This is a genomic window from Paenibacillus sp. OV219 (genome assembly GCF_900110075.1).
Lineage (GTDB): Bacteria > Bacillota > Bacilli > Paenibacillales > Paenibacillaceae > Paenibacillus_Z.
Genome location: NZ_FOCJ01000012.1, coordinates 16553 through 38850, shown reverse-complemented (window position 1 = coordinate 38850; position 22298 = coordinate 16553). Strand labels below are relative to the sequence as shown.

Here is a 22298-nt window from a genome sequence, read left to right as displayed (position 1 = left end):
CATAGCATTAGCATCCAACACGCGTATGATGAGGCCGCCAGCTAAGTGCTGGCGGTATTTGGCGTTTATGCTAGCTGGCGGTATTTCGGGAAATAATACGTGTTAGCGACATAGAAACGGAGCGTGCGACGGTTATGAAAAATGTGAAGCCCTACGCGATATTCGCCCTGCTCCTGCCATGCCTCATCGCTGTCGATCTCATCATGGACGTGCTGCTGAAGCTGCCACCGAGCAGAATGCTTCGCAATTTCACTTATCCGTTCCTGATGCTGGACCCCATTGAGAAGCTTATCATGGCGGCTCTTATCTTCATGTTCATTCGCAAGCCGCTCTACATGATCGTGCAGCGCATGCTGCCGGGCAAACAGACTGACGACGGCAGCGGCGCAACAGGCGACGAATCAGGAGGAGGGAGCAGCGGAAGCGGAACGACTGCGGCGGAAGGCGCGCCGGATCAGGCCGAGCAGCAATAAGCAGACCGGAATGGCGAACTGCATCGGCAGATGCATATAGTACGGCACGATCTTGAGTCCTTCCTTCAGATGCTCCGTCAGATTGCCGGCAATTGTCAGCGAAGTCAGCAGCACGATGACGCCAATCGGCATGACGAGCGTCTTGTAGTTGCTGATCTTGAACAGATCCTGCGCGGCAAGGACCGAAGCGAACATGAACGTGCCGATCTTGAAGAAGCTTGTAATGATGAGCAAGAACAGGACGACGGAGTCCAGTCGCTGCACAATTTCCGCAAGTCTCAGCCGACTGAGCGAGGTGAAGAGCGGGAACGTCGACCTTGATGCGATTTCGATGCCGAGCACCGAGATATTCACGAACGTTGCGATGCACAGCAGAATCGCGCTGAATGCCATGGCGCCGGCAGTGATCCGCACGGCTTTGTATTTCTTGTTCAAGTAAGGCAGGAACATAGACATGACGACCATTTCGCCGAAAGGGAACGTTAAGCCTGTCGGAAGCAGCGCACTCCAGATTGGCCTCCAGCCTTCGCCAAGAATAGGTTCGATGCGATGAAAGTCCGATAAATCCGACAAGAGGACCAGTGCGACGATAAACATAAACACAAAGCAGCAGAGCAGGAAGAAGATGAAAGCCGTCCGGCCAAATACTTCGATTCCTAAGCTAATGATGTAGCCGACGGCGACCATCATGAATGCGCCAAGGGCAAACATTGGCGTTGCATCATATGCTGCTGCTGTTAGCAGGTCGATAAAATCGCGGATATTTCGGCTTGCAATGTACATGAAATAGAGCAGATAGCCGAAACCGATCAGCCAGCCCAGGAACGATCCTGCAATTCTGCGTGTATATGCTGTAAGCGGCATATCGGGATATAACCTGTACAAGCCACCAAATACAAGGGAGAAGAACGTCATCCCGATTAAACAGCCGGAGAGCGTTACAATCCAGGCATCCTGCTTCGCATCCATACCAACGGGAATGACGACGGCCGTACCGAGCTCGAATAACGTTACCCATGCAAAAAGATGCAAAGGGCCAATATTCTCAATCGTTTTTTTCATGAAATATGCCTCCTTGCCGGTTTAAGGTTTCTCGAGCAGTGACTTGCCTCTCATGCCTGTCCGCAAAATTTGCCCCTGGAACGTGATGCTAACTTCCGCATCGGTGAACTTGTCCTTCCACTGATCCTGCACCTTCCGCCACTGCTTCGGATGCCTTCGCTGCAGCACTTCGCCGAAGCCGAAGACGTCGGCGTGGAGAGACTGTGCACTCTTAATCGCCCCCATCATGTCCGCGATTGCGGCATCGCCCCATTCCTTCTCCATCTTGTTCAACACTTCAAGATCGCTTAGCGGAACGCCGCATTTCACCTCGGATACGTTACCTTCGGCCATGACGTTAATTTTCACTTTGACGCGGCCATTCTGCATCGAGACATCTGTCTTGGTCTTGCTCTTAATGACTTCGAGTGCAAGTCCCTCCAACATGTCCTGACAGCTGAGATTCATAACGGTGCTGCTGATTCGATTGATGATGAACATGTACCCCCGCGCTTTGTTATTGTCGAGCCAGCCGACGAGCTTCCCTTCGCGGAACATGGCGACGCCGGTTATTTCGAGATGATAGGGCGGCCGCGTTTTCTCGAGATTGCTTTTGCTTGATACATCCTGATCGTCTCCAAAAAGCCTCAGACCGCTGATCGATGGCTCAACGCCTGGATTAATGAGCTTACGGATGGCATCATCGATGCCGATAGCTGGCGAGCTTGACCAAAGTTTTGTAGTGAATTCGGCCGATCCCATCAGCGCTTCTGCCTGAATAGGAGCGAGCGGGACAAGTGTGCTGACCAGCTTCTCCGGCGTAGCTCCTCTTGCCACGAGCAGCATGGAGGTGAGCCGAACCTCATGGGAGCGCTCGAAGAAATCGAAGATCTCTTCGATCCCGGACTGGGCAAGACGCTCCCCCAGGATGACGACCTGGATGTGGGAAAAGAACAGCTGGCGCGGAACCTGCTTCGACGCTTTGCGGATGCCTTCGAACAATGTCTTCGACTTTACGGTGTAGACGGAGAACGGCGCGCCCCCGCCGCCGCCCTTAACCGAATTGCTTAGCTCGCCGGGCATAACGACTTGGAATGCCAACGTATATTCGTCTTTATCCGTCTTATCGATTGCCATCGCTGTAACGATGGCGAGCATATTGAGCTCCCGGCTGTTCCAGCAACCGGTTACGAGCGAAGCGGAAGCGACAAGGACGGCTGCCGCCAGAATGATTTTCACGATCCGTAATCTTGCTCTCATCCGTACCTGTACCTCCTCGTTCGCGCGTCTTTTTTAAGTTTGAGGCTTCTGTCCCGAAGGCATCCGAGTGGTATTATCCGTTGTGTCATCGGGCCGTTCTGTAAAGCTCCAGTGCGGCATTCGGACGAAGACGTCTTTCATCTGCTTGAATTTGAGCGGAACGAGCGGCGACAGGAAGGAGACGCCGAACGAGCGCAGTGAATTCATATGGGCAACCAGCATGATGAGGCCAAGAATTATACCGTAGAAGCCGATCGTTCCCGCTGCAATCATGAAGAGAAAACGCAGCAGCCGTGCAGTAATAGCCAGGTTGTAAGCTGCGATGGAAAAGTTTGCGATTGCTGTGATCGCTACGACGATAACCATAATCGGCGAGACGATACCGGCTTGAACAGCCGCTTCGCCAAGGACGAGCGCACCGACGATAGATACCGCTTGCCCGACTGCCCGCGGCATCCGAACCCCGGCCTCACGCAGAATCTCGAAACTGAGCTCCATCGCGAACGCCTCAATCAGCGCAGGGAAAGGCACGCCCTCTCTTGCACCGGACAGATTAATGAGCAGTGTCGTCGGCAGCATCTCCTGATGGAATGTCGTTAATGCAATATAGACAGCTGGGCCGAATAACGAAATGATGAAGGAGGCATACCGCAGCAGACGGAGAAAGGTGCCGATATCGTACCGCTGGTAATAATCCTCGGCCGACGCGAAGAATTGAGGCAGAATCGTTGGCACAACCAAGGCGAATGGAGTGCCGTCAACGAGTATCGCGATGCGCCCCTCAAGCAGGTTCGCCGCAATGACATCGGGCCGCTCCGTGTTATAGATCGTCGGGAAGGGTGAGCTCCAGTTGTCCTCAATGAACTCCTCGATATAGCCGGACTCCAGAATGGCGTCGGTATCGATCTTCGCGAGCCGCTTGCGCACTTCTTGCTTGATCTCTTCCTTGACAATGCCATCGATATAGAGCATAGCAACGTTCGTTTGCGTCACTCGGCCAATCTTAGTTGCTTCGAAGCCGAACCTCTCGCTCCGAATCCGCCTACGGATAAGCGCTATGTTTGTCGGGAGCGATTCCGTGAAGCTATCCTTAGGGCCGCGAATGACGACCTGGGTGCTTGCTTCTGAGACCGCTCGCTTGTCGCCGCCAATTGTGCTGCAGCTAACGCATTGATCCCAGCCGTCGACGAAGAGGAGCGTCTTACCCGTTAGCAGCTCAAGCAGCATCGTCGTCCAATTGTCCAGCACTTCAACTTGTCCAACGGCTAATGCATTATCACAAATATATTTGAATGCTTCTTCAGGTGACGTTCCTTCCTCTGGCGGCGTTTCTGGCAGAAAAGGTGACATCAAGGAACGCATGACGAATTCGTTGACCGCTTCCTTGTCTGTAATCGTCTCTAGATAGACAGCTGCTACATGCTGATGCTGCGCGGTCCGCAGCGTAAATCGGCGTACGATTAGGTCTGGGCTTGCGGCAACTTCGGACTTGATCCGGTCCATGTTCGCCTCCAGATTCGTTTCGAGCTGGCCGCGAGGCACAGAGAGATTGCCGCTGTTCCGATTGTTGCTGTTGTTCCCGTTATTCCCGTCGTCATTGCCGCCTTTGGAACGAGCTGATCGTCTTATCATCGTCAAACTGAGCCCCCTTCGCTGCATGGATGGACTGCTTCGCATCCGTTAGTATGCCTCGTTTTTCCTTTTTTACCTAAAAATAAAGAAAAAACCGATGAATGGATTCATCGGTTTGCAAATCGCATATTCTGCTCCGGCTAATGGCCGGAACGTGCTTGCCTTCTTCATGCCAATCGTTAATGCGCTACCGCTGACTTCGGATCCGGCTTTGCTTTGTTAATGAAGAAGCTGGCCGCTTCCAGAGCCAAGGCGATCTGATTGGTCTCCACATAATAGTTGAATAGCTCCTTCTCGTAACGCTGCACAAGGAAGGCATCGCCTTGCTTGCGTAGAAGGGGCAAGGCGGTCATGCGTAGATAGCTGTAATAGTCTGCCTGCTTCTCCTCGATGAACAGGACAAGCAGATGAAATCTGAGAATCAGAACCTCATCTCGTATTTCTTTCGATATCGTCAGTCCGTTATGCGCCAAACTCAGTACATCCTCTTGGGATAACAAATTCCCCTCAGCGGAACTCCGGATATACCCTTCATAGGAAAGCAGATAAAGCGTTGAGGTTGGTTCTGATAGCCCCATTGTTTCCTGGTAGTATTTTCCTGCCAGCTCATAGGCTTTGTTCTCATGGTATAGAAATCCGAGATTGTGCACGGCAATCCGTTTCAGCTCGGGCGCGTGACAGAGATCACAGGATTTTATAATGTTCTCAAACCGGTTGACGATTGCCTGATAATTCCGGTTGTCGTCGTAGATGATTTGAAGGAGCATAAGCATTTCCGCGTCGATGCTCTTTAAGAAGTTATGGGTATCTTTAAAATGTCGCAAGGCTTTCTCGCTGTAATAGTAGGCCATCATCCGAGATTCGAGCCAATGGTAGGACATGGCCAGATAATAGTAGTACTCCGGATTGTTATATTCCTCTTCGTTGATTGCATTCAAGGTTTCAATCGCCTTGAAATAGTCCTGCGTATAGTAATGATAGATACCCGTAATATGCAAGAGCAGGTTGCTTTCATAGTGAGGCAGCTTTGATTTGGTTCGTTCCATTTCTTTGATGATGCCAAGTGCTTTGCCTAGCTTCCGATGAACGAGGTAGTATCTGCCCTGCAGCAATTTATAGAGGGTTTTATAATCCGAAATTTGGATTAAGCTCTCCTTCTCCAGCTCCTCTTTAATCACTTCCATATCGTCATACAGCAGCAGTATGATGGCTTCGTGCCAATCGTGCAGCCGTTTCTTAATCGTCGCTAAATGGTGAAGCTCCTGCTCAATCTGAATGCTAAGCCGATCGGCCAGAAGCGTGATTACTTCCAGAGAAACATCCGTCGATCCGCGTTCGATTTTGCTGACATGCGTGTCGGAGCAGATTCCTCTGCCGAGCTGATCCTGGGTCATTCCAGCTTTTTCGCGATAAAATCTGATGATTTTCCCTTCATGCATGCGGTGGTCCTCCATTATTTGCTAGAAAACAAATGAATTCCCCCAAGTTATGTGAAGAAAGTCATTTCAATGTACGTGCAGTACCTGCATTATAGCATACAAACTACTCGTTTCTAGAGGTTTGGAAGCTCGGATTCCCCCGATTTACCGCGAGCGAGCGCTCCATTACTATAAGTAGAAAGCGCTATTATCATTTGCAATTTTTATCAGGGAAGAAGGGGAGACGGATGAAGATTTCGAACAGATTGAAGAGAGTAGTTACTTATTTGTCTATTTCTGCTCTCGTGCTGTCAAACGGCTCGCTTGTGTTGGCGGCCGAAGATGCGCCGTTGCAGCCACCGACAGCAGCAGAAGGAAACGCTGCTCCGAAACCTCATGCAGGGGTTCATGTACAGAACGTAAACGGTGCAGGAACTAAAGGCGGTTCCTCGTACACGCAGGAGCAGCTCGAAGCGTTCAAAGCGAAGGCGAAGAACAGCTTGAAGGAAGCAGCAATGCGTGACTTCGAGAAGAAGCAAAGCGAGAAAGCGACGGCTTCGGAGAAGCTGAGCGCTGAGCTGCATAAGCCAGATGAGATTGTTAATGTCATTGTGGAGTTAAAAGGTCAAACCATCTCGCAAGCTTTGTCAGCTTCAGGGACAAAGCCAGGCGTTAATGCTACCTCTGTCGAAAGTTCCGCACACACCGCAATAACGGCGGATATTAAGTCGGCGAAGAATCAGGTTATAAGTACGCTGTCTACTGGCAAGTCGAAGAGCACAGGTCCAGTGTTCCATTTCAAACATGACTATGAGAACGTGTTCAAAGGCTTCAGCCTTGATGACATCAAGTATAGCGATATAGACGCGATTAAAAAACTGCCGAACGTGAAGGCCGTTACGCTTCAGCAAACCTTCCTTCCGGCCGTTAACGAACAGCATGATCTGACGGGCATCAAGAATCTGTGGAATGGATCTGCAACCGGCGAAGAGCCAATTGGCTACAAGGGCGAAGGCATGGTCATCGCGATCGTCGATACAGGGATCGATCCTTCCCACGAAGCGTTCCCTGCTCCGCATGATATGTCGAAAGCGAAGTACAAGCATAACGAAGCTCCATTTACGGACAAAGTCGTTGGAGGATACAACTGGGCCGATCAGAACGAGGATATCACTCCTCGCATGGAATGGACGAACCTCTCGCCAAGCTCGCACGGCGTGCACGTAGCGGGGATTGCGGCAGGTTCTAGCGATGTTCTGCAAGGCGTTGCTCCGGAAGCGCAGCTGATCGCGGAGAAGGTGTTCTCCGAAACGCAAGCGGGAGCCCTGACGGAGGATATCATTAAAGGGATCGATCACGCGACAGCCATGAAGGCGGATGTCATCAACATGAGCCTTGGTGCTTCCTCGACGTTTGATACGCGTGATGCGAATGATCCGATGGGCATTGCCATTCGCAATGCGACAGATGCAGGCGTTGTCGTTGTCGTCGCAGCTGGCAATGCTTCCAATGCCTACGATGATAAAGGCGAATCGGGAGCTTCCATTAAGCTTGGAGAAACGCCGGATTTGAACAAAATCGGCAATCCGGGCGTTTATCCCGACTCCTTCACGGTAGCCGCAGCGAACAACAGTGTTGTTCAGCACGATGTCTCTTTCAGCTACAGCTTCGATGCGCCGTTTATTACGGGACATGGTCTGGACGTTTGGAAAGGTCTTGATGTATGGGAGAACGATTCCATCTCGCTGGTTGGTCTGAGGAACGACCATTTGGGCTATGACGAGGATTACGACGGTGTTGATGTAGCGGGAAAAGTGGTACTAATCAAACGCGGCTCTCTCACTTTTAACGATAAAGTGAAGATCGCCAAAGAACATGGTGCAATCGGCGCTATCGTCTATAATAGCGACGCGGGTAAGAAAGCGCCGACGCCACAAGGACAAATGGAAGTTCCATTCTCGTTTATTAGCTACGAGGACGGTACAGCTTTAGAAGCTGCACTTGCATCAATGGGTGGCGGCGGTGACGGCGGCGGTGGTGGCATCGATATTGGTCCTCTCTCTGGCGTTGACATTGGCATTGACCTCCCGCCGGAGCCAGGAGCATCCGCGACGCTGCCGATGTACATTGAAACTGATGAGACAAGCTCTGCTTTCGAGGCATCCGCTCCTGGAAGCCCTACGGATTTCTCCTCATGGGGAACGACGAGCGATTTGCTGCTGAAGCCAGAGATTATGGCGCCGGGTCACAAAATCGTATCTTCCGTTCGGACATCAGATCCGAATGTTCACAACGCATATGAGAGTGAAGATGGCACTTCGATGGCAGCTCCTTATGTTGCAGGAGCGGTAGCCGACGTGATGCAGGCCTTTAAGAAGAAGGGCTTCCAGCCAGGCACTAGAAGCTTCGTTCAACTTGTGAAAAACGTCGTTATGAATACTTCGGTTCCGGCGAAAAGAGATTATGAGAACGAAGAGAATCCTGCTGATCGTGCGGATTACAATACGGAGTATCAGCCAAGACGCCAAGGCGCTGGCATGATTCGTCCAGACCTGGCCGTGCAAACACCGGTCGTCGTATCCGGACCGGACGGCACGGGCCGCGTTAGTCTGAAGGAAATAGGCGCGAAGACGACGTTTACGTTGACCGCTTCCAATCTGACAAGCACAGCTGCAACGTATGAACTGAGCGGAACGGTGATGACGGATTTGCTTCACGCGAATTTGGATACTAGTTCCGACAATATCCGCAGCCGTTATTTGGAGCATTCAAAGCTGAGCTTCAGCCCGTCTAAAATCACTGTAGGGGCGAAATCCACTCAGCGTGTGACCGTTACACTGACCGTGGATCCGTCCGAGATGAAGAATACGTTCATTGAAGGCTATGTGTATCTGACACCGACTGATGAGGACCTGCCTACATTGAATGTCCCGTACACAGGCTTTAATGGCAAGTGGGATGCTCCGGCCATTATTGATGCTCCATCCGGCCCAGATAGCGTATGGGGGAGTTCCGGTCTCGGAACTCAAATGGCCTTTGTAGACATGCACACCGGATTCCCATTCCTTTATGGTGAACCAAAAGATAACTATGAACGATCGCTAGGGGACAAATTCTTTGCCTTCTCACCGGTGAACGCTTTGTACGCCGTACCGGTAATTGCGCTGCTTCGCGATGCGCGTAATGTGAAAGTCGATGTCGTCGATGCGGAGCACAACCTCGTCACCCACTTGACGAATGATGATTGGGTTGTAAAGAATGACCCTTACTCTGGCGGTATAGCGGGTTCATTATCCGCTGGCACGATGTGGGATGGAACGAACCTAGGCGTTCCTGTGCCGGATGGCCAATACTATTTTGCCATCACAGCTACAGCGGACGCTCCCAATGCAAAGCCACAGCCGACGATTTATATGCCTGCTTATAAAGATACCCATGCGCCAAGCGTGGATATCCTGAAGCATGTCGGCTACGATGAGCTGAACGAGCCGGACGAGACGAATACAGGCGAGTACACGCTGCGCTTTAAGATGGACGACGACGCAGACGCGCCGAACGGGGAAAGCGGTGGGGACTGGAACATTTATTACGCAATCAATGGTTCAGAGCCGTATACCAACTACAAGGATGACGTGAAGCGTAACGATGACGGAACCTATGAAATGCCGATTAAAGATCTGAGAGACGGACTGAACGTTATTTCGATAGCGCCGATCGACAGAGTGGGCAATTACGGTGAAGAATATTCGGTCATCGTGAATAATACGAACAAGGCCGTTTGGATTGATATCCAATCTGCAAGCGTTAATGGTAATCCAAGAAGTGTTTACTATGACGCGAATGTGAAGAGAGGGGATTCCTTCGATCTCAGCTTCGATGCTTATGGTAAAAATTTGGATAGCGTCCAAGTTCAATTCGTAAAGACGAACGAAGACGGCTCGAAAACGATTGTCGGAGAGCCGATCGACAATGTCGGCACCTGGCCTACGCCAACTCCGTTTGGAACGGGGGTGAATTATTCGATCTCAGCGCATGTTGTCATTCCGGATAGCTTGCCGGATGGCAAATACTCGATGAATTTCGTTTGCTTGGGAGAAGGGCAAACCGGCTTTGAGCCAAACCTTCCTTATATCAACATCGATACGTATGTCGATGAGACGGCACCAGCCATCACCTTCAATACGGGCGACGGGGACGGCAGCCAAACGACGAAAGCTTATTTCGTACCGGATACGACCAATGTTTCGCTTATGCTCAACGCAACCGTGACGGATTTGATCAAGAACGGAAGAGGCTTCAAGGTCGAATACTCACTTGATGGTGGAGATCCTGTAGTCATGGGCAGTAAAGTCAACCCTTATGTTGATGATACGTTCCGTTATCCAGTTGTCATTACGGATGAGGATCAACATACCCTTGTCATCACGGCAACGGATTATATGGAGAATTCGAGCTCCATCCAAGTCGACTATCATATGAACCTTTCGGAGAAGCAAGTCGTAATGTCCGTAGGCGATGATCAGGAAGCTGCGATTCCGATTATGGATGTGCCTGCTAACCTGGCGACGTATGATGGATCGATATTCATTGATTTAGGCAGCAGCGTTGACGGTAAGATCCATGAGGAGTTTGCTTCGCCTTATATGTATGGAACGGTTACATCCCAGTATGGCAATGATGGAACAGTTGGAGAATATCCTTATTATGGCGTCCGGGATTATTATCCAATTCTTCTGACAGGCGATCACGCGATTAAAACGGATCTCAAATATGATCCAGCAGCGGATCAATATTATTTCACTTATCAGCCTCTAGGTTATGAGGATGCTGGTGATATCGTCGAAGGAGAAAGCACGCATTCGGTCACGATGATTGATTTCTTAGGCAATCAGACGACGATTCCTGTAACTGTAATCAAGAATACGAGCTTCCCTTATGTTCAATTCGATGATACCGTGATCGATCAGTCGACAGGCACAGCTACCTTCTTCACAGATCAAACCTCTTTTGAGATTTCAGGAACGGTTCATAGTGAGGGCGCGCCTTTCTATACCGTTTTGAAAGACACTCGAAGGGGTCCGGAAGATTATGTGAGAAACCTGTTTGGCTCAGAGTGGGGCAACACCATCTACTATGAGGATTTCACGTTCCCTGAGGGCTTTGAACAGCCAGCCGGCGTACATCCTTTCACGATTACAGTAGATAATCTCCATCCCGGAATTAATATGCTGGAGATTGATGGTGATCTCATCTTGGATGGCAAAGTATTCTATGGTAACCATCCACTTGTATTCAATTTGATCGTTTACCGTCTTGGCGCTTCGGAAGCTCCTGATTCGGTAGCAGCAGCTCAATCGGCTGCGGCACTGACGTGGGATCAGATTAAAGGCTGGAATGAAAGCCAGAATGCGATTGAGACGAATCTGAACTTGCCATATCGAGATGAAGCCGGCCAAACGCAAATTAGCTGGAGCAGCAATGAACCGTCGATCATCAACAGTTTAGGTGCTGTAACAAGACCGGCTGTGGATACACCTGTTACGCTGACGGCAACCGTTACGAAAGGCAGCGAGACAGCGACCAAATCGTTCGAGTTTACCGTACTGGCGAAGCTTGCAAGCAATCAATCGGCAGTCAATCAAGATAAAGTGTTCCTGGATTGGAGTGTGATCAGCGGTGGAAATGGATCGCAGGATGATGTCACGCTGCCGCTTACGCTACCTACGAGCGGAGCAAATGGCACAACCATCACATGGTCTTCAGACGATACGGCACATATCACTGATGCAGGCCGTGTCTATAAGCCATTGTTTGATGAAAGCGATGCAGTTGTCGTTCTGAAAGCGACTGTGCAAAGAGGAAGCACCAAGGCAATCAAGACGTTCTCCTTGACGGTGAAGCCGGATGCGAACAATGCGGAAAGAACAGCTCTTATTCATGCGGTTAAATCATTGACGCTGAAGCAATTGCTCGGTGAGAACAAGAGCGAGCTTGATGTCACTCACGACATTACTTTACCTACAACTGTCGGTGATGCTTCGGTCACTTGGTTATCCGATGCACCGGAAGTCATTGCGGCAGACGGTAAAATAACAAGACCTGCACAGAACCAATATGTTATGGTTGAAGGTCTGTTCAATATTGGTCAGTTCTACAAATATGCTTCCTTCGGATTCTACGTCAGAAGCGAGGATGCGAACGACAATGCGCCTGTACAAGCAGCGCAGGCATCGATCGTATGGAATCTCATTAAGAGGAACAACGTGGATCAGAATACAGTAACATCCGATCTGTACTTGCCGACACAAGGCGCGAATGATACGACAATTACGTGGACCTCAAGCAACCCGCAAGTGATCGGAACAGACGGAACCGTCCATAGAATGGGTGCTGATGAGACCGTTGTCCTGACAGCAACTACGACTAAGAACGCGGCAACGCCGTTGACGAAAGAGTTCGAACTTATCGTCAAGAAAGCAGCTTCAGGCAATCCGGGAATGCCTGGCACTCCAGGAACTCCAGAAAATCCGGGAACTCCAGGCACTCCGGATCCAGGCACTCCGGATCCAGACGCTGGCACTGCCATTCAAGCACCGGTAACAGAAACAAACGCTGTTGAAGGCGGCAGAAATACGACTACGATTACAGTAGACGAAGCCGGATTGCTTGAACAGCTGCAAAACAGTGCCGATGGCGTAACGGTTACAATCAGCACCGATAAAGTGACCGATGTAACGACTGGAGTGCTGACAGGACAGCTGGTTCAGCATTTGGTAGACAAACAAGCTACCGTTACGGTTGTCACTCCGGAAGCGACCTATACCATTGATGCCGCACAATTGGCAGACGCGCTTAAAGCGCAGCTGGGAACAGGCGTGAGTCTGAGCGATGTTCAAATTGAACTGCGTATCGCGAATTCGCAAGCAGCGGAGCGTCAAGCGGCTCAAGAGGCAGCAACTAACAATGGTGTAGAGCTTGTTGGATATCCTGTCTCGTTCGAGATCATCGCTTCACATGACGGTCATGAAACGGTGATCGATCAGTTTAACAGCTACGTTGAGCGTGACATCGTCATTCCAGCTGGAAATGATGGCGAAGCGGTTACGGCAGTGGTGGTTGATGAAGATGGTAACATGCGTCAGGTACCGACTTACTTCGAAACGAAGGATGGCAAGCAAGTTGCCAAAGTATACAGTCTGACAAACAGCCTGTATGCACTCGTTAGCAGTCATAAAACATTCACGGACATTAAAGGCTGGGCGAAAGCATCCATTGAGAACCTAGCTTCGAGATTGATCGTAAAAGGTCAAGGTGACGGGATGTTCAATCCGAATGGCGATATGACAAGAGCGGAATTTGCGACGATTATCGTGAACGCCCTTGGAATGAAGACAACCGATGCAGCAAGTCCGTTCAAAGATGTAAGCGCAGATGCATGGTATGCTGGTGCAATCTCTGCAGCTGCACACTACGGAATTGTTACAGGCGTAACTACGGATACGTTTGCGCCATCGAAGAAAGTGACACGCCAAGAAGCGATGGTTATGCTCACGCGTGCGATGACAATTGCAGGAATCGACACGACGATCAGCGCAAGCGATATCAAGGCATCCCTAGATGACTTCAAAGACGGCAGCTCCGTTAGCGAATGGGCACAAGCTTTCGCGGCAATCAACGTGAAATTCGGCTTGATTACAGGGGATCAAACCCACTCAATCCATCCGAAGAGCAACATTACACGTGCGGAAGTGGCTTCCATCATCGAAAGAATGCTGAAAAAAGCCAGCTTGATCAACTAAGCGGCCAAAGAGAAAGAGGCAAGCATCGGGAATCCCGTATGCTTGCCTCTTTGTGTCCGCCGCTATATGCAGCTGCGGGCTGGCTCTCAGTGTTGGAGTGAAAACCGATCTCTTTTTTAATTTTTCTCAAGTGCAGCAATTACTATTGAAGGATTCAGAAGAGAGGTATATAATCAAATGTGCCCGGGCACAAAAGCGTAAGGTAACAGTGCACCAACGCTCCGGCATCCATTTGTTTATAGGCCAGGAGGGGTGAAAATGGGTAGATATTCAGCAGAACTCCGTGTTCAAGACGGCTACAATATTATCGTGCTCAAGGACTCAGCCAGCGATAGCATCGCCAAGCTGATTCCCGATATCGGCAACAACCTATTCAGCTTTCAGCATGGCGGACATGAGGTTATTAAGACGTCCGTTAGCCTGCAGACGCTTCAGAATGAAACATTCGCGTGCTCCAAATACGGGACGCCGATTTTATTTCCGCCCAACCGGGTTCGCGAAGGCACTTATACATTCAATGGACGTACTTACCAGCTACCGATTAATGAACCGCCGCATTTTCATCTGCATGGTGAACTCATTAGCAGAGGCTGGCATCTCGTCGAGTTTGGCGCATTAGATGACTTTGGCGCATGGGCGAAGAGCCGGTTCAGCTTCAGCGAGCATCCGGACATCATGGCCTATTATCCACATCCGTTATCTTTTACGATTACGTACCGGCTCGTTGATGGGAAGCTGCATATGGAGAGCTCCATCGTGAACGAAGGGACTGATGATGCGCCGTTCGCCTATGGCTTGCATCCTTATTTCTCGGTACCATATGAAAGCGGTAACAAGGCTGTGCTTCAAGTGCCGGCGAAGGACGAGTGGCCGGTTACGAATCAGGCTTTTGTCACTGATCTGCCTTCTGTAACAGCGTTTAGCCGAAACATTCGCGAAGAAGGCATTAACCTCGTGGACTATCCTGTCCTAGGCTGTTCCTTGCTGACGCTGGACCAAGCAGCAGACACAACCTGCCGAATCGCCTTTCCACTGCGGGGCTACACTATCGCATACCAGTTGGATGAAGCATTCCCTTACGTGCTGCTGTTCCGGCCGAATTGGGACGATGCGTTCTCCATTGAGCCATACACCTATGTAACTGACGCGTTTAATCTGCCCTATGCAAGCGAGCTGACAGGCGCTCAGGGGATTCGCCCCGGTGAAGAACGTCGACTGACGACGGCTTTGTGGACAGAGTCGAACGAATTCAAGACGAAGGAGCACTAATAGATGGATCTTAGCAATAGCAATAGCAATAGCAATAGCAACAACAGCAGCATCGCTGAGAAAATCGGCATCGATTTCGCGGAGGCCATCAAACCGGAGATGCCGCTTCGCAGAGATTTCCGGATCGGCTGTATCGGCTCCGGCTTTATTATGCGGGACTGCCATCTTGTCGCATACCAGGGCGCAGGCTTTAACCCGGTCGCAATCGCATCGCGCACTTATGAGAATGCGAAGGAGGTCGCGGAGCTGCGCGGCATTCCGAAGGTGCACCGCACGTGGGAAGAGCTAGTCCGTGATCCCGATATCGAAATTCTGGATATCGCTTTCCCGCCGGATAAGCAGCTTGAGGTTGTTCGTGAAGCGGTGAAGCAGTCGCATATTCGCGGCATTCTGTGCCAGAAGCCGCTCGCAATGAATTCGCGCGAGGCGCGTGAAATCGTCGACCTGTGCGAGGCAGCCGGCATTAAAATCGCGGTCAACTCCAACATGCGCTATGACCAGTCGATCAGAGCGCTCAAAGCGATTCTGGATCGCGGCCTGCTCGGAGAGCCGGTGCTAGCGACGATCGAAATGCGGGCGATTCCACACTGGCAGGCTTTTCTGCAGCAGTACGATCAGATTGAGATTTTGAACATGGGCATTCATCATATCGATTCCTTCCGTTATCTGTTCGGCGATCCGGAGAAGGTTACCGCAGTTACCCGCAGAGATCCGCGCACGCAGTTCCCTCATATTGACGGTATCTCGCAGTACACCTTCCAATATGCGAGCGAGATGATGGCAACGAGCCTTGACGATGTATGGGCTTGGCCGGGCGAAGGAACCGAGAAGGATATTTATATTAAATGGCGGGTTGAAGGGCTAGATGGGATGGCGACCGGTACGATCGGCTGGCCGAAGTATCCAGAGCATACGCCGAGCACACTTGCACTCACGACGCGGCAAGTGCCGAACGAGTGGATTCGTCCGCAGTGGGACGCGGCTTGGTTCCCGGATGCGTTCCAAGGAACGATGGCGCAGCTGCTCCGCGCAGTGGAATCCGACAGCGAGCCGGAGATCGGCGGGCGTGACAATTTGCGGACGATGGCAGCGGTTGATGCATGCTACAAGTCCATCGCAGAAGGCAGAACCGTACAATTCAAAGAAGTATTATAACGTGGATATAAATTATCTAGGAGGCCACCAACATGTTATCAGTCGGTATTTTTAACGCTTATTATCCTTATTCTCTAGAGGAATCTATTGCAAGAATGAAGAAAGACGGCTTCTCCTGCGTCCAGCTCGACCTTGCGTTCAAAGGTATGGATCTGTCGCCCGATGCTCTAACGAAAGAAAAGTGCCGCACGATCCGTGATGCGTTCCGTGACGCCAATCTTCCGATTGTTTGCGTTTCGGGTTACACGAATATCATTCATAGCGATCCAGTTAAGCGCCGCGAGAATATTCATGGTTTGAAGAAAACGATCCAGTTCGCGCGCGACCTCGGCAGCCCGTACGTTGTCAGTGAGACAGGCACGTTCAACACAGAGAGCGACTGGGTGTGGGATCCGAAGAACGGCACCGAAGAGGCTTACGAAGAAGTAGTCAAGCAGATTGAAGACCTCGCGAAGTTCGCGTATGACAACGGTGCTATGTTCCTCGTTGAGAACTACGTGAACAACGTGATTGGCTCCGTCGATCAGGTTGCTCGTCTCTTCTCGGATGTGAACCATCCTGGTCTTGGACTCTTGATGGATCCAACAAACTATTACACGGACACGAACATCGGCCATATTGATGAAACTCTACACCGCATCTTCAACACACTCGGCGACAAAATCAAAATCGCTCACGCCAAAGATTGCAAGCCTGCTGAAGATACAGGTGAGAAGCACGCGAATATCGACGCTTCCGAGTCGCACTCGTTCCGCGGCGCTGGTGCAGTTGAGCTGCCGGCTCCAGGGCTTGGCAACTTGAACTATGACCTATACCTGGAGCGTCTAGCGAAGCTTCATCCAAATGTGCCGATTATTATCGAGCATTTGGAAGAGGAAGACATTCCACGGGCGAAAAAATTCCTCGATGGCAAGCTGAAACAGGTCGGCGTCTAAAAGGTAACGTTACAACACCTGCTCTTGTAGGAATGAACCATTTCGCTCTATAATGATATTGCCCATGGCACGAGGAGCAACTTGCAGCCTTCACAGGAGTGAATTATGACTGTTACGATAAGAGAAATTGCCAAGCATGCAGGAGTATCGAGAGGAACTGTCGATCGTGTGCTGAATGACCGTCCCGGCGTTAAGCCGGAAGTACGTGACCGGATACTGGAGATTGTGAACGAACTGAACTACGTACCGAATATTGCAGCCAAGGCGCTCGCTTACCAGAAGAAGCCTGTCACGCTCGGCATCGTCATGCCGCCCAAAGAGATTGTGTTCTTCGAACTCATTCGGAGCGGGATCAGCAGCGCGTCGGAAGAGCTTAAGGATCTCGGTGTCAGGCTGGAATATCGGTATGTGGATAATAAACGTCCTGAAGAAGGGGCGGCTGCAATCCGCGAGTTCGTAGAAATTGGCGTAAGCGGCATTATGTTCTCCGTGATGGATGACGAGCTTATCCGCGAGAGCATCAATTATGCGGCACAGAAGAACGTGCCGGTTGTTACGTTCAATTCGGATGTAGAGGGCAGCAAGCGTGTCTGCTTCGTCGGGCAGGATTTGCACAAGAGCGGCGTCGTGGCGGCGGGGCTGATGAATCGGGTGCTTCCCGCGGAAGCGAAGGTTGTCATCGTCACAGGTAACTTGAAGTTCCATGCTCACCGCTCACGGGTGGAAGGGTTCAAGCAAGGGCTGGAGGACAGCGGCAGCAGCCTTCAAGTGGAGCGCGTTATCGAAGGGTTCGACCGTTATGAGGATACGTTTGCGCAGCTGAATCAGACTTTAAGCGATCACGCGGATATAAGCGGCATCTATATGGCGACAGGTGATACGGACGCTTGCTTGGGAGTCATCAAGTTTCATCGCAAGGAAGGGAAGATCCGGGTCGTGTGCAACGACATGCTTCCCTCGGTGGAGCAAGGACTGCGCGATAGAATTATAGATTTCACCATTGTTCAAAATCCGGAGAGACAAGGCTACTTATCGCTTCGCTTGCTGTTCGATCTCGTATTTGCAGGCAAGCAGCCGGAGACGGAGCATTATTTTACAGAAACCCATATTTATATCCCCGAGAGCCTGTAGGGGGTTCTTTTTTACAATAATTCGTGCCCGGGCACACATTTTATCATGATATAACTAGATGAGGGGGAGATTCGTATGGCCATCGTTGTACAACGAAGAGATTATAGCTTGAAAGGGCCTGAGAGCAAGCGCGCCGATGAGAAAGGGCTGGCATCCGCACAATGGCATGCCACGCCAATCCCGCGTGCGAAGATGAAGGAGCTCATGAAGCGCAAGGATGGTCCGGCGATCAGGGATACACTGATCTGGTTCGGAGGCTTGATCGTGCTTGGGTACATCGCGTACCTATCATGGGGAACATGGTGGGCGATACCGGCGTTCTTCCTCTATGGCACGCTTTACGCATCGCCTGGCGATTCCAGATGGCATGAGTGCGGACACGGAACAGCGTTTAAGACGCCTTGGATGAACGATGTCGTCTACCATATCGCTTCGTTTTGTGTGCTTCGTTCCGCAACGCCATGGCGCTGGAGCCATGCACGCCATCATACCGATACGATTATTGTTGGCCGAGATCCGGAGATCATCACCGCAAGACCTCCGATTTGGAAGATCCTTTATATGCAAATCTTCCATCTCTACGGTGGACCTATTGAGATAAAAAGGTTCATTTTGCACACGTTTGGCAAGTTGGAGGAACAAGAGAAGGAATATATTCCGGCCTCGGAGCACAATAAGGTATTCCGTGAAGCGCGCATCTATATGCTGATCTTCCTCGCCGTTATTGCCGCATGTATCGCAACAGGCAGCATTTTGCCAGCGATGTTTATTATTCTGCCTACGTTCTACGGCTTCTTGCTCGTACTGACGTTCGGCGTTACGCAGCATCTTGGTCTGTATGAGGATGTACTGGATCACAGACTGAATACACGGACAATCTATATGAATCCGATCTTCCGGTTCCTCTACTGGAACATGAACTACCACACGGAGCACCATATGTTCCCGATGGTTCCGTTCCATGCGCTTCCGAAGCTGCATGAGGAGATGAAGCACGACTGTCCGGAAGCGCGCCCAAGCCTATGGGCTGCTCTTCGCGAAGTAATCAGCGCACTACGTAAACAGATGAATGACCCGGCTTATGTCGTGGTAAAGCCACTGCCATCAACGGCGCTGCCTTACCGCTACGGACCGGATTTGGATGAACTTGAACAGACGAGGAGTGAAGCCTAATGGCATGGGTTGAAGTATGTGAAGCAGGCGAAGTTGAAGTGGAAGATGTGATCCGTTTCGATCAAGAGGAGCGTACCTTCGCGGTATACCGTTCCGACAAAGGCGACTATTACGCGACGGACGGCTTCTGCACGCACGGCCGCTTCCATCTAGCGGAAGGACTTGTGATGGGGAAGTTAATCGAATGCCCGAAGCATAACGGCCGATTCGATATTACGAACGGCGCTGCCGTACGCGTACCGGCTTGCAAAGATTTGCAGACGTACTCGGTGAAAGTGGAAGCGGGTAAAGTATTTATCGACATCGAGTAGGAATATAAGAGGATAATAGGTTTTAAGAACTAATTTGAATAAGCGGCATGTCCACGGCTTTAGCACCTAGCCGAAGGCAGCCGCTTTTTTATATAATTTTATGCAATTTTTTGTGGAAACTAATAGACTCCTAATATTTTTCTAAAATCTTGCTGTTATCATGAGGTCAAGCAAACAACCATACGATGAACGGAGTGATCAAGATGGAATCATTTCTTGCACAGCGAATTGAGTCAATGCGATATGAAATGATCGACAGAGCCTCTACGTACGGTAGTTTTACTCATGAAAAAGTCGTTTCCATCAGCCAGCGGTTAGACCGTTACATCGTGGTTTATCAGAAGCTTAAACAGAAGAAGCTGCACCGGGTGGGCTAGGAGAGTAGATATAGAATAGCAAGACCTGCTGATCGCCGGAAGTTCCGGTTGGACTAGCAGGTCTTTTTCTTTCTAATTTATGGCGGGAAGCGTCGTCATTCGACAGGAATCGCTATTCGTATACGAGATGGGCATCACTAATTTCCCCCAATAAAGACGCAGCAGAATCGAGAGATATTCCGTAATCATTACCATTTACAAGGGATTTCGACATTAATTCCCCCAATATGCAGATGACTGAAATCGTTTACAATGATCCCATGGCCGGACATACCTATCACAGAGAGAGGGAAGGGGTTTACTAAGACATTTTAACTAGAATGTCAATTAAAGATTTACTAAATAATTATCTGAATTATATAAATATTCAAAAAAATGTTTTGAACAATTGCTAGTTATCTGGTAAATTCTAAAAAGTAGAGATATTTAAACTTTCGAAGTTTAATGACGAGGGAGGACGTAAAAGATGAGCAAACGAATGAAATGGGTATCCGGCTTATCAGTCATCGCGCTAGTTGGAGTTCTACTCAGTGGTTGTGGGGATTCGGGGAACAACAACAGCGGTAACAATGGTACTAAAAACAGCAGCGCGAACTCAAACACCACGTCTAACACTTCGAACAATAGTACAACCAACAACGCTACCACAGATGACTCTGCTACGACGAACAACACAGCTACTCCTGATCCAAATGCACCAGTAGACGGCGGAACATTAACAATTGGTACCTTCTCCGATATCGTCTCCGTCAATCCCATTTACATCAACGATACTTCCTCAGGTGATATTGAGAACCTCATTAATGCTAGACTCTATGATGTTGACCGCAATGCGAATCTAGCGGTAGAACCTTGGTCACTTGCCGCAGAGCTTCCGCAGATTAGCGCGGACGGTAAGACCTATACGGTCAAACTGAAAAACACGGCCAAATGGAATGATGGCCAGCCGATTACGGCAGAGGATGTCCTGTTTACATACAACACGGTTCGCAACCCGGACGCCGGTGCACCAGGCATCAGTGCCTTCGATAAGATCGATACGATTACCAAAATCGATGATTACACCGTGGAATTTAAGCTGAAGCAGGTGTATGCGCCGTTCCAATACTCGCTGTACAGCTCTCTCGTTCCTCAGCATGTTCTGAAGGATGTGCCGGTGAAGGAACTGAGCAAGAATGCGTACGGCGTTGATCCAGCGAAAACGGTCACAAGCGGCCCTTGGAAATTCTCCGAATGGAAGCAAGGCCAATACCTTACGCTGGAGACGAACCCGAACTATTGGGGTGAAGTGAAGCCGCATGTGGCGAAGGTCATCTACAAAATTTATGCCGATCAGAATACAGAGGTTCAAGCTCTGATCAAAGGCGACATCCAAATGTCCGAAGCGATTCCGGTCACTTCGATGGATGCGATTAAAGCGAATGACAAGCTGAGCACGATTCTTGCGCCAGGACCGCAATACGAGTACGTACAGTTTAACTTCAAGGATGAGAACTTCCCGGACAAGTATTCGCCGTTCAAAGGCCAGAAGACGCGTCAAGCGATTGCTAATGCGCTGAACCGTCAAGGCATGGTGGATAACGTCCTGAAAGGCACAGGCAAGCTGATGAACTCGCCATTCCTGCCAGGCTCATGGGCGGATCCGGGCGATCAAGCGGTCAACTACACATTCGATCCAGAGAAAGCGAAGAGCTTGCTGGCAGAAGACGGCTGGGTAGCTGGCAAAGACGGCATTCTCGTGAAGGACGGCCACCGCTTCTCCTTCGAGCTCCAGTACAACGCAGGCAACAGCCGCCGCGAACAGGTAGCAGCCGTTATTCAACAGAACCTGAAGGATGTCGGCATCGAAGTGACGCCGAAGGGCATCGACTTCGCAACATGGATTGACCAGAACATTACACCGGGTAAATTCCCTGCGATTCTGCTCTCCTGGTCGCTATCTAACCCGGATCCGGATGCAGAGAGCATCTTCTCTTCCAAGTACTACCCGCCTGCTGGCCAGAATGGCGGCTGGTATAAGAATGAAGCGATCGACGCGCTCTGGACGAAAGGTCAGACGACAACCGACCAAGCTGCGCGCGCAGAAGTCTATCACCAAATCGGAAAAGAGATCTCGATTGATCTTCCTTATGTATTCTTGTACCAATATGGCTTGCCGCAAGTCATCGATCAGTCGACGCTGCACTGGGCGGATGCTGATAAGCCGGAATCATCGCTTGGCTATGGCTATCTGTTCCATGCGATTAACTGGTGGTCCGACAAGAAATAAGGAAAATTCAAATATCGCAGTCTGATCAGGAGAAGAGCCGAGGGGCTCTTCTCCT

The 22298-nt window shown here is 50.4% G+C and carries 14 protein-coding genes; 10 read left to right on the top strand and 4 right to left on the bottom strand.

Annotation, left to right across the window (positions count from 1 at the left end):
* Positions 1 to 134: 134 nt before the first annotated feature.
* A complete protein-coding gene (locus tag BMY11_RS23960) occupies positions 135 to 473 on the top strand; it encodes a YczF family membrane protein (protein WP_090582164.1) in 339 nt (112 codons plus the stop codon).
* On the opposite strand, the gene BMY11_RS23955 is transcribed toward BMY11_RS23960, so the two are convergent.
* From BMY11_RS23955 to BMY11_RS23940, 4 genes are all read right to left on the bottom strand, one after another.
* Positions 402 to 1535, bottom strand: a complete 1134-nt coding sequence (locus BMY11_RS23955) for a GerAB/ArcD/ProY family transporter (RefSeq protein ID WP_090582162.1) — start codon at positions 1533 to 1535, stop codon at positions 402 to 404. The genes BMY11_RS23960 and BMY11_RS23955 overlap by 72 nt on opposite strands.
* A gap of 21 nt (positions 1536 to 1556) precedes the next feature.
* The gene (locus BMY11_RS23950; RefSeq protein ID WP_090582160.1) at positions 1557 to 2774 is read right to left on the bottom strand and encodes a Ger(x)C family spore germination protein; all 1218 of its coding nucleotides are present in this window, start codon (positions 2772 to 2774) and stop codon (positions 1557 to 1559) included.
* A 33-nt stretch (positions 2775 to 2807) separates the two neighbouring features.
* On the bottom strand, positions 2808 to 4406 hold the full coding sequence (locus BMY11_RS23945) for a spore germination protein (RefSeq protein ID WP_256217748.1): 1599 nt from the start codon (positions 4404 to 4406) through the stop codon (positions 2808 to 2810).
* A gap of 179 nt (positions 4407 to 4585) precedes the next feature.
* Positions 4586 to 5845: a helix-turn-helix domain-containing protein gene (locus BMY11_RS23940; RefSeq protein ID WP_177182797.1), complete on the bottom strand. Its 1260-nt coding sequence runs from the start codon at positions 5843 to 5845 to the stop codon at positions 4586 to 4588.
* A gap of 227 nt (positions 5846 to 6072) precedes the next feature.
* On the opposite strand from BMY11_RS23940, the gene BMY11_RS23935 reads away from it, so the two are divergent.
* The 9 genes from BMY11_RS23935 to BMY11_RS23890 all read left to right on the top strand — a co-directional run bounded on the left by BMY11_RS23935 (position 6073) and on the right by BMY11_RS23890 (position 22243).
* The gene (locus tag BMY11_RS23935) at positions 6073 to 13623 is read left to right on the top strand and encodes an immunoglobulin-like domain-containing protein (RefSeq protein WP_090582156.1); all 7551 of its coding nucleotides are present in this window, start codon (positions 6073 to 6075) and stop codon (positions 13621 to 13623) included.
* Positions 13624 to 13881: 258 nt separating this feature from the next.
* Positions 13882 to 14892, top strand: a complete 1011-nt coding sequence (locus BMY11_RS23925) for an aldose 1-epimerase (RefSeq protein ID WP_090582152.1) — start codon at positions 13882 to 13884, stop codon at positions 14890 to 14892.
* 3 nt (positions 14893 to 14895) lie between these two features.
* On the top strand, positions 14896 to 16047 hold the full coding sequence (locus BMY11_RS23920) for a Gfo/Idh/MocA family protein (protein WP_090582150.1): 1152 nt from the start codon (positions 14896 to 14898) through the stop codon (positions 16045 to 16047).
* A 32-nt stretch (positions 16048 to 16079) separates the two neighbouring features.
* Positions 16080 to 16982: a sugar phosphate isomerase/epimerase family protein gene (locus BMY11_RS23915; RefSeq protein WP_090582147.1), complete on the top strand. Its 903-nt coding sequence runs from the start codon at positions 16080 to 16082 to the stop codon at positions 16980 to 16982.
* A gap of 105 nt (positions 16983 to 17087) precedes the next feature.
* Complete coding sequence (locus tag BMY11_RS23910) at positions 17088 to 18113, top strand: LacI family DNA-binding transcriptional regulator (RefSeq protein ID WP_090582145.1); 1026 nt, start codon at positions 17088 to 17090, stop codon at positions 18111 to 18113.
* 75 nt (positions 18114 to 18188) lie between these two features.
* Complete coding sequence (locus tag BMY11_RS23905) at positions 18189 to 19286, top strand: fatty acid desaturase family protein (protein ID WP_090582143.1); 1098 nt, start codon at positions 18189 to 18191, stop codon at positions 19284 to 19286.
* Positions 19286 to 19597 (top strand): MocE family 2Fe-2S type ferredoxin, encoded by a 312-nt coding sequence (locus BMY11_RS23900; protein ID WP_090582140.1) that lies wholly within the window; start codon positions 19286 to 19288, stop codon positions 19595 to 19597. The genes BMY11_RS23905 and BMY11_RS23900 overlap by 1 nt, the downstream gene beginning before the upstream one ends.
* 203 nt (positions 19598 to 19800) lie before the next feature.
* Positions 19801 to 19974 carry an aspartyl-phosphate phosphatase Spo0E family protein gene (locus BMY11_RS23895; protein ID WP_143069339.1) on the top strand — a complete coding sequence of 58 codons (174 nt, stop codon included), beginning with the start codon at positions 19801 to 19803 and terminating at the stop codon, positions 19972 to 19974.
* A 466-nt stretch (positions 19975 to 20440) separates the two neighbouring features.
* A complete protein-coding gene (locus tag BMY11_RS23890) occupies positions 20441 to 22243 on the top strand; it encodes an ABC transporter substrate-binding protein (RefSeq protein ID WP_090582136.1) in 1803 nt (600 codons plus the stop codon).
* Positions 22244 to 22298 lie beyond the last annotated feature (55 nt).

Bases quoted from the DNA above. Each gene is read 5' to 3' on its own strand.
- BMY11_RS23960 (WP_090582164.1), top strand. From the start codon at position 135: ATGAAAAATGTGAAGCCCTACGCGATATTCGCCCTGCTCCTGCCATGC.
- BMY11_RS23955 (WP_090582162.1), bottom strand. From the start codon at position 1,535: ATGAAAAAAACGATTGAGAATATTGGCCCTTTGCATCTTTTTGCATGG.
- BMY11_RS23950 (WP_090582160.1), bottom strand. From the start codon at position 2,774: ATGAGAGCAAGATTACGGATCGTGAAAATCATTCTGGCGGCAGCCGTC.
- BMY11_RS23945 (WP_256217748.1), bottom strand. From the start codon at position 4,406: ATGATAAGACGATCAGCTCGTTCCAAAGGCGGCAATGACGACGGGAAT.
- BMY11_RS23940 (WP_177182797.1), bottom strand. From the start codon at position 5,845: ATGCATGAAGGGAAAATCATCAGATTTTATCGCGAAAAAGCTGGAATG.
- BMY11_RS23935 (WP_090582156.1), top strand. From the start codon at position 6,073: ATGAAGATTTCGAACAGATTGAAGAGAGTAGTTACTTATTTGTCTATT.
- BMY11_RS23925 (WP_090582152.1), top strand. From the start codon at position 13,882: ATGGGTAGATATTCAGCAGAACTCCGTGTTCAAGACGGCTACAATATT.
- BMY11_RS23920 (WP_090582150.1), top strand. From the start codon at position 14,896: ATGGATCTTAGCAATAGCAATAGCAATAGCAATAGCAACAACAGCAGC.
- BMY11_RS23915 (WP_090582147.1), top strand. From the start codon at position 16,080: ATGTTATCAGTCGGTATTTTTAACGCTTATTATCCTTATTCTCTAGAG.
- BMY11_RS23910 (WP_090582145.1), top strand. From the start codon at position 17,088: ATGACTGTTACGATAAGAGAAATTGCCAAGCATGCAGGAGTATCGAGA.
- BMY11_RS23905 (WP_090582143.1), top strand. From the start codon at position 18,189: ATGGCCATCGTTGTACAACGAAGAGATTATAGCTTGAAAGGGCCTGAG.
- BMY11_RS23900 (WP_090582140.1), top strand. From the start codon at position 19,286: ATGGCATGGGTTGAAGTATGTGAAGCAGGCGAAGTTGAAGTGGAAGAT.
- BMY11_RS23895 (WP_143069339.1), top strand. From the start codon at position 19,801: ATGGAATCATTTCTTGCACAGCGAATTGAGTCAATGCGATATGAAATG.
- BMY11_RS23890 (WP_090582136.1), top strand. From the start codon at position 20,441: ATGAGCAAACGAATGAAATGGGTATCCGGCTTATCAGTCATCGCGCTA.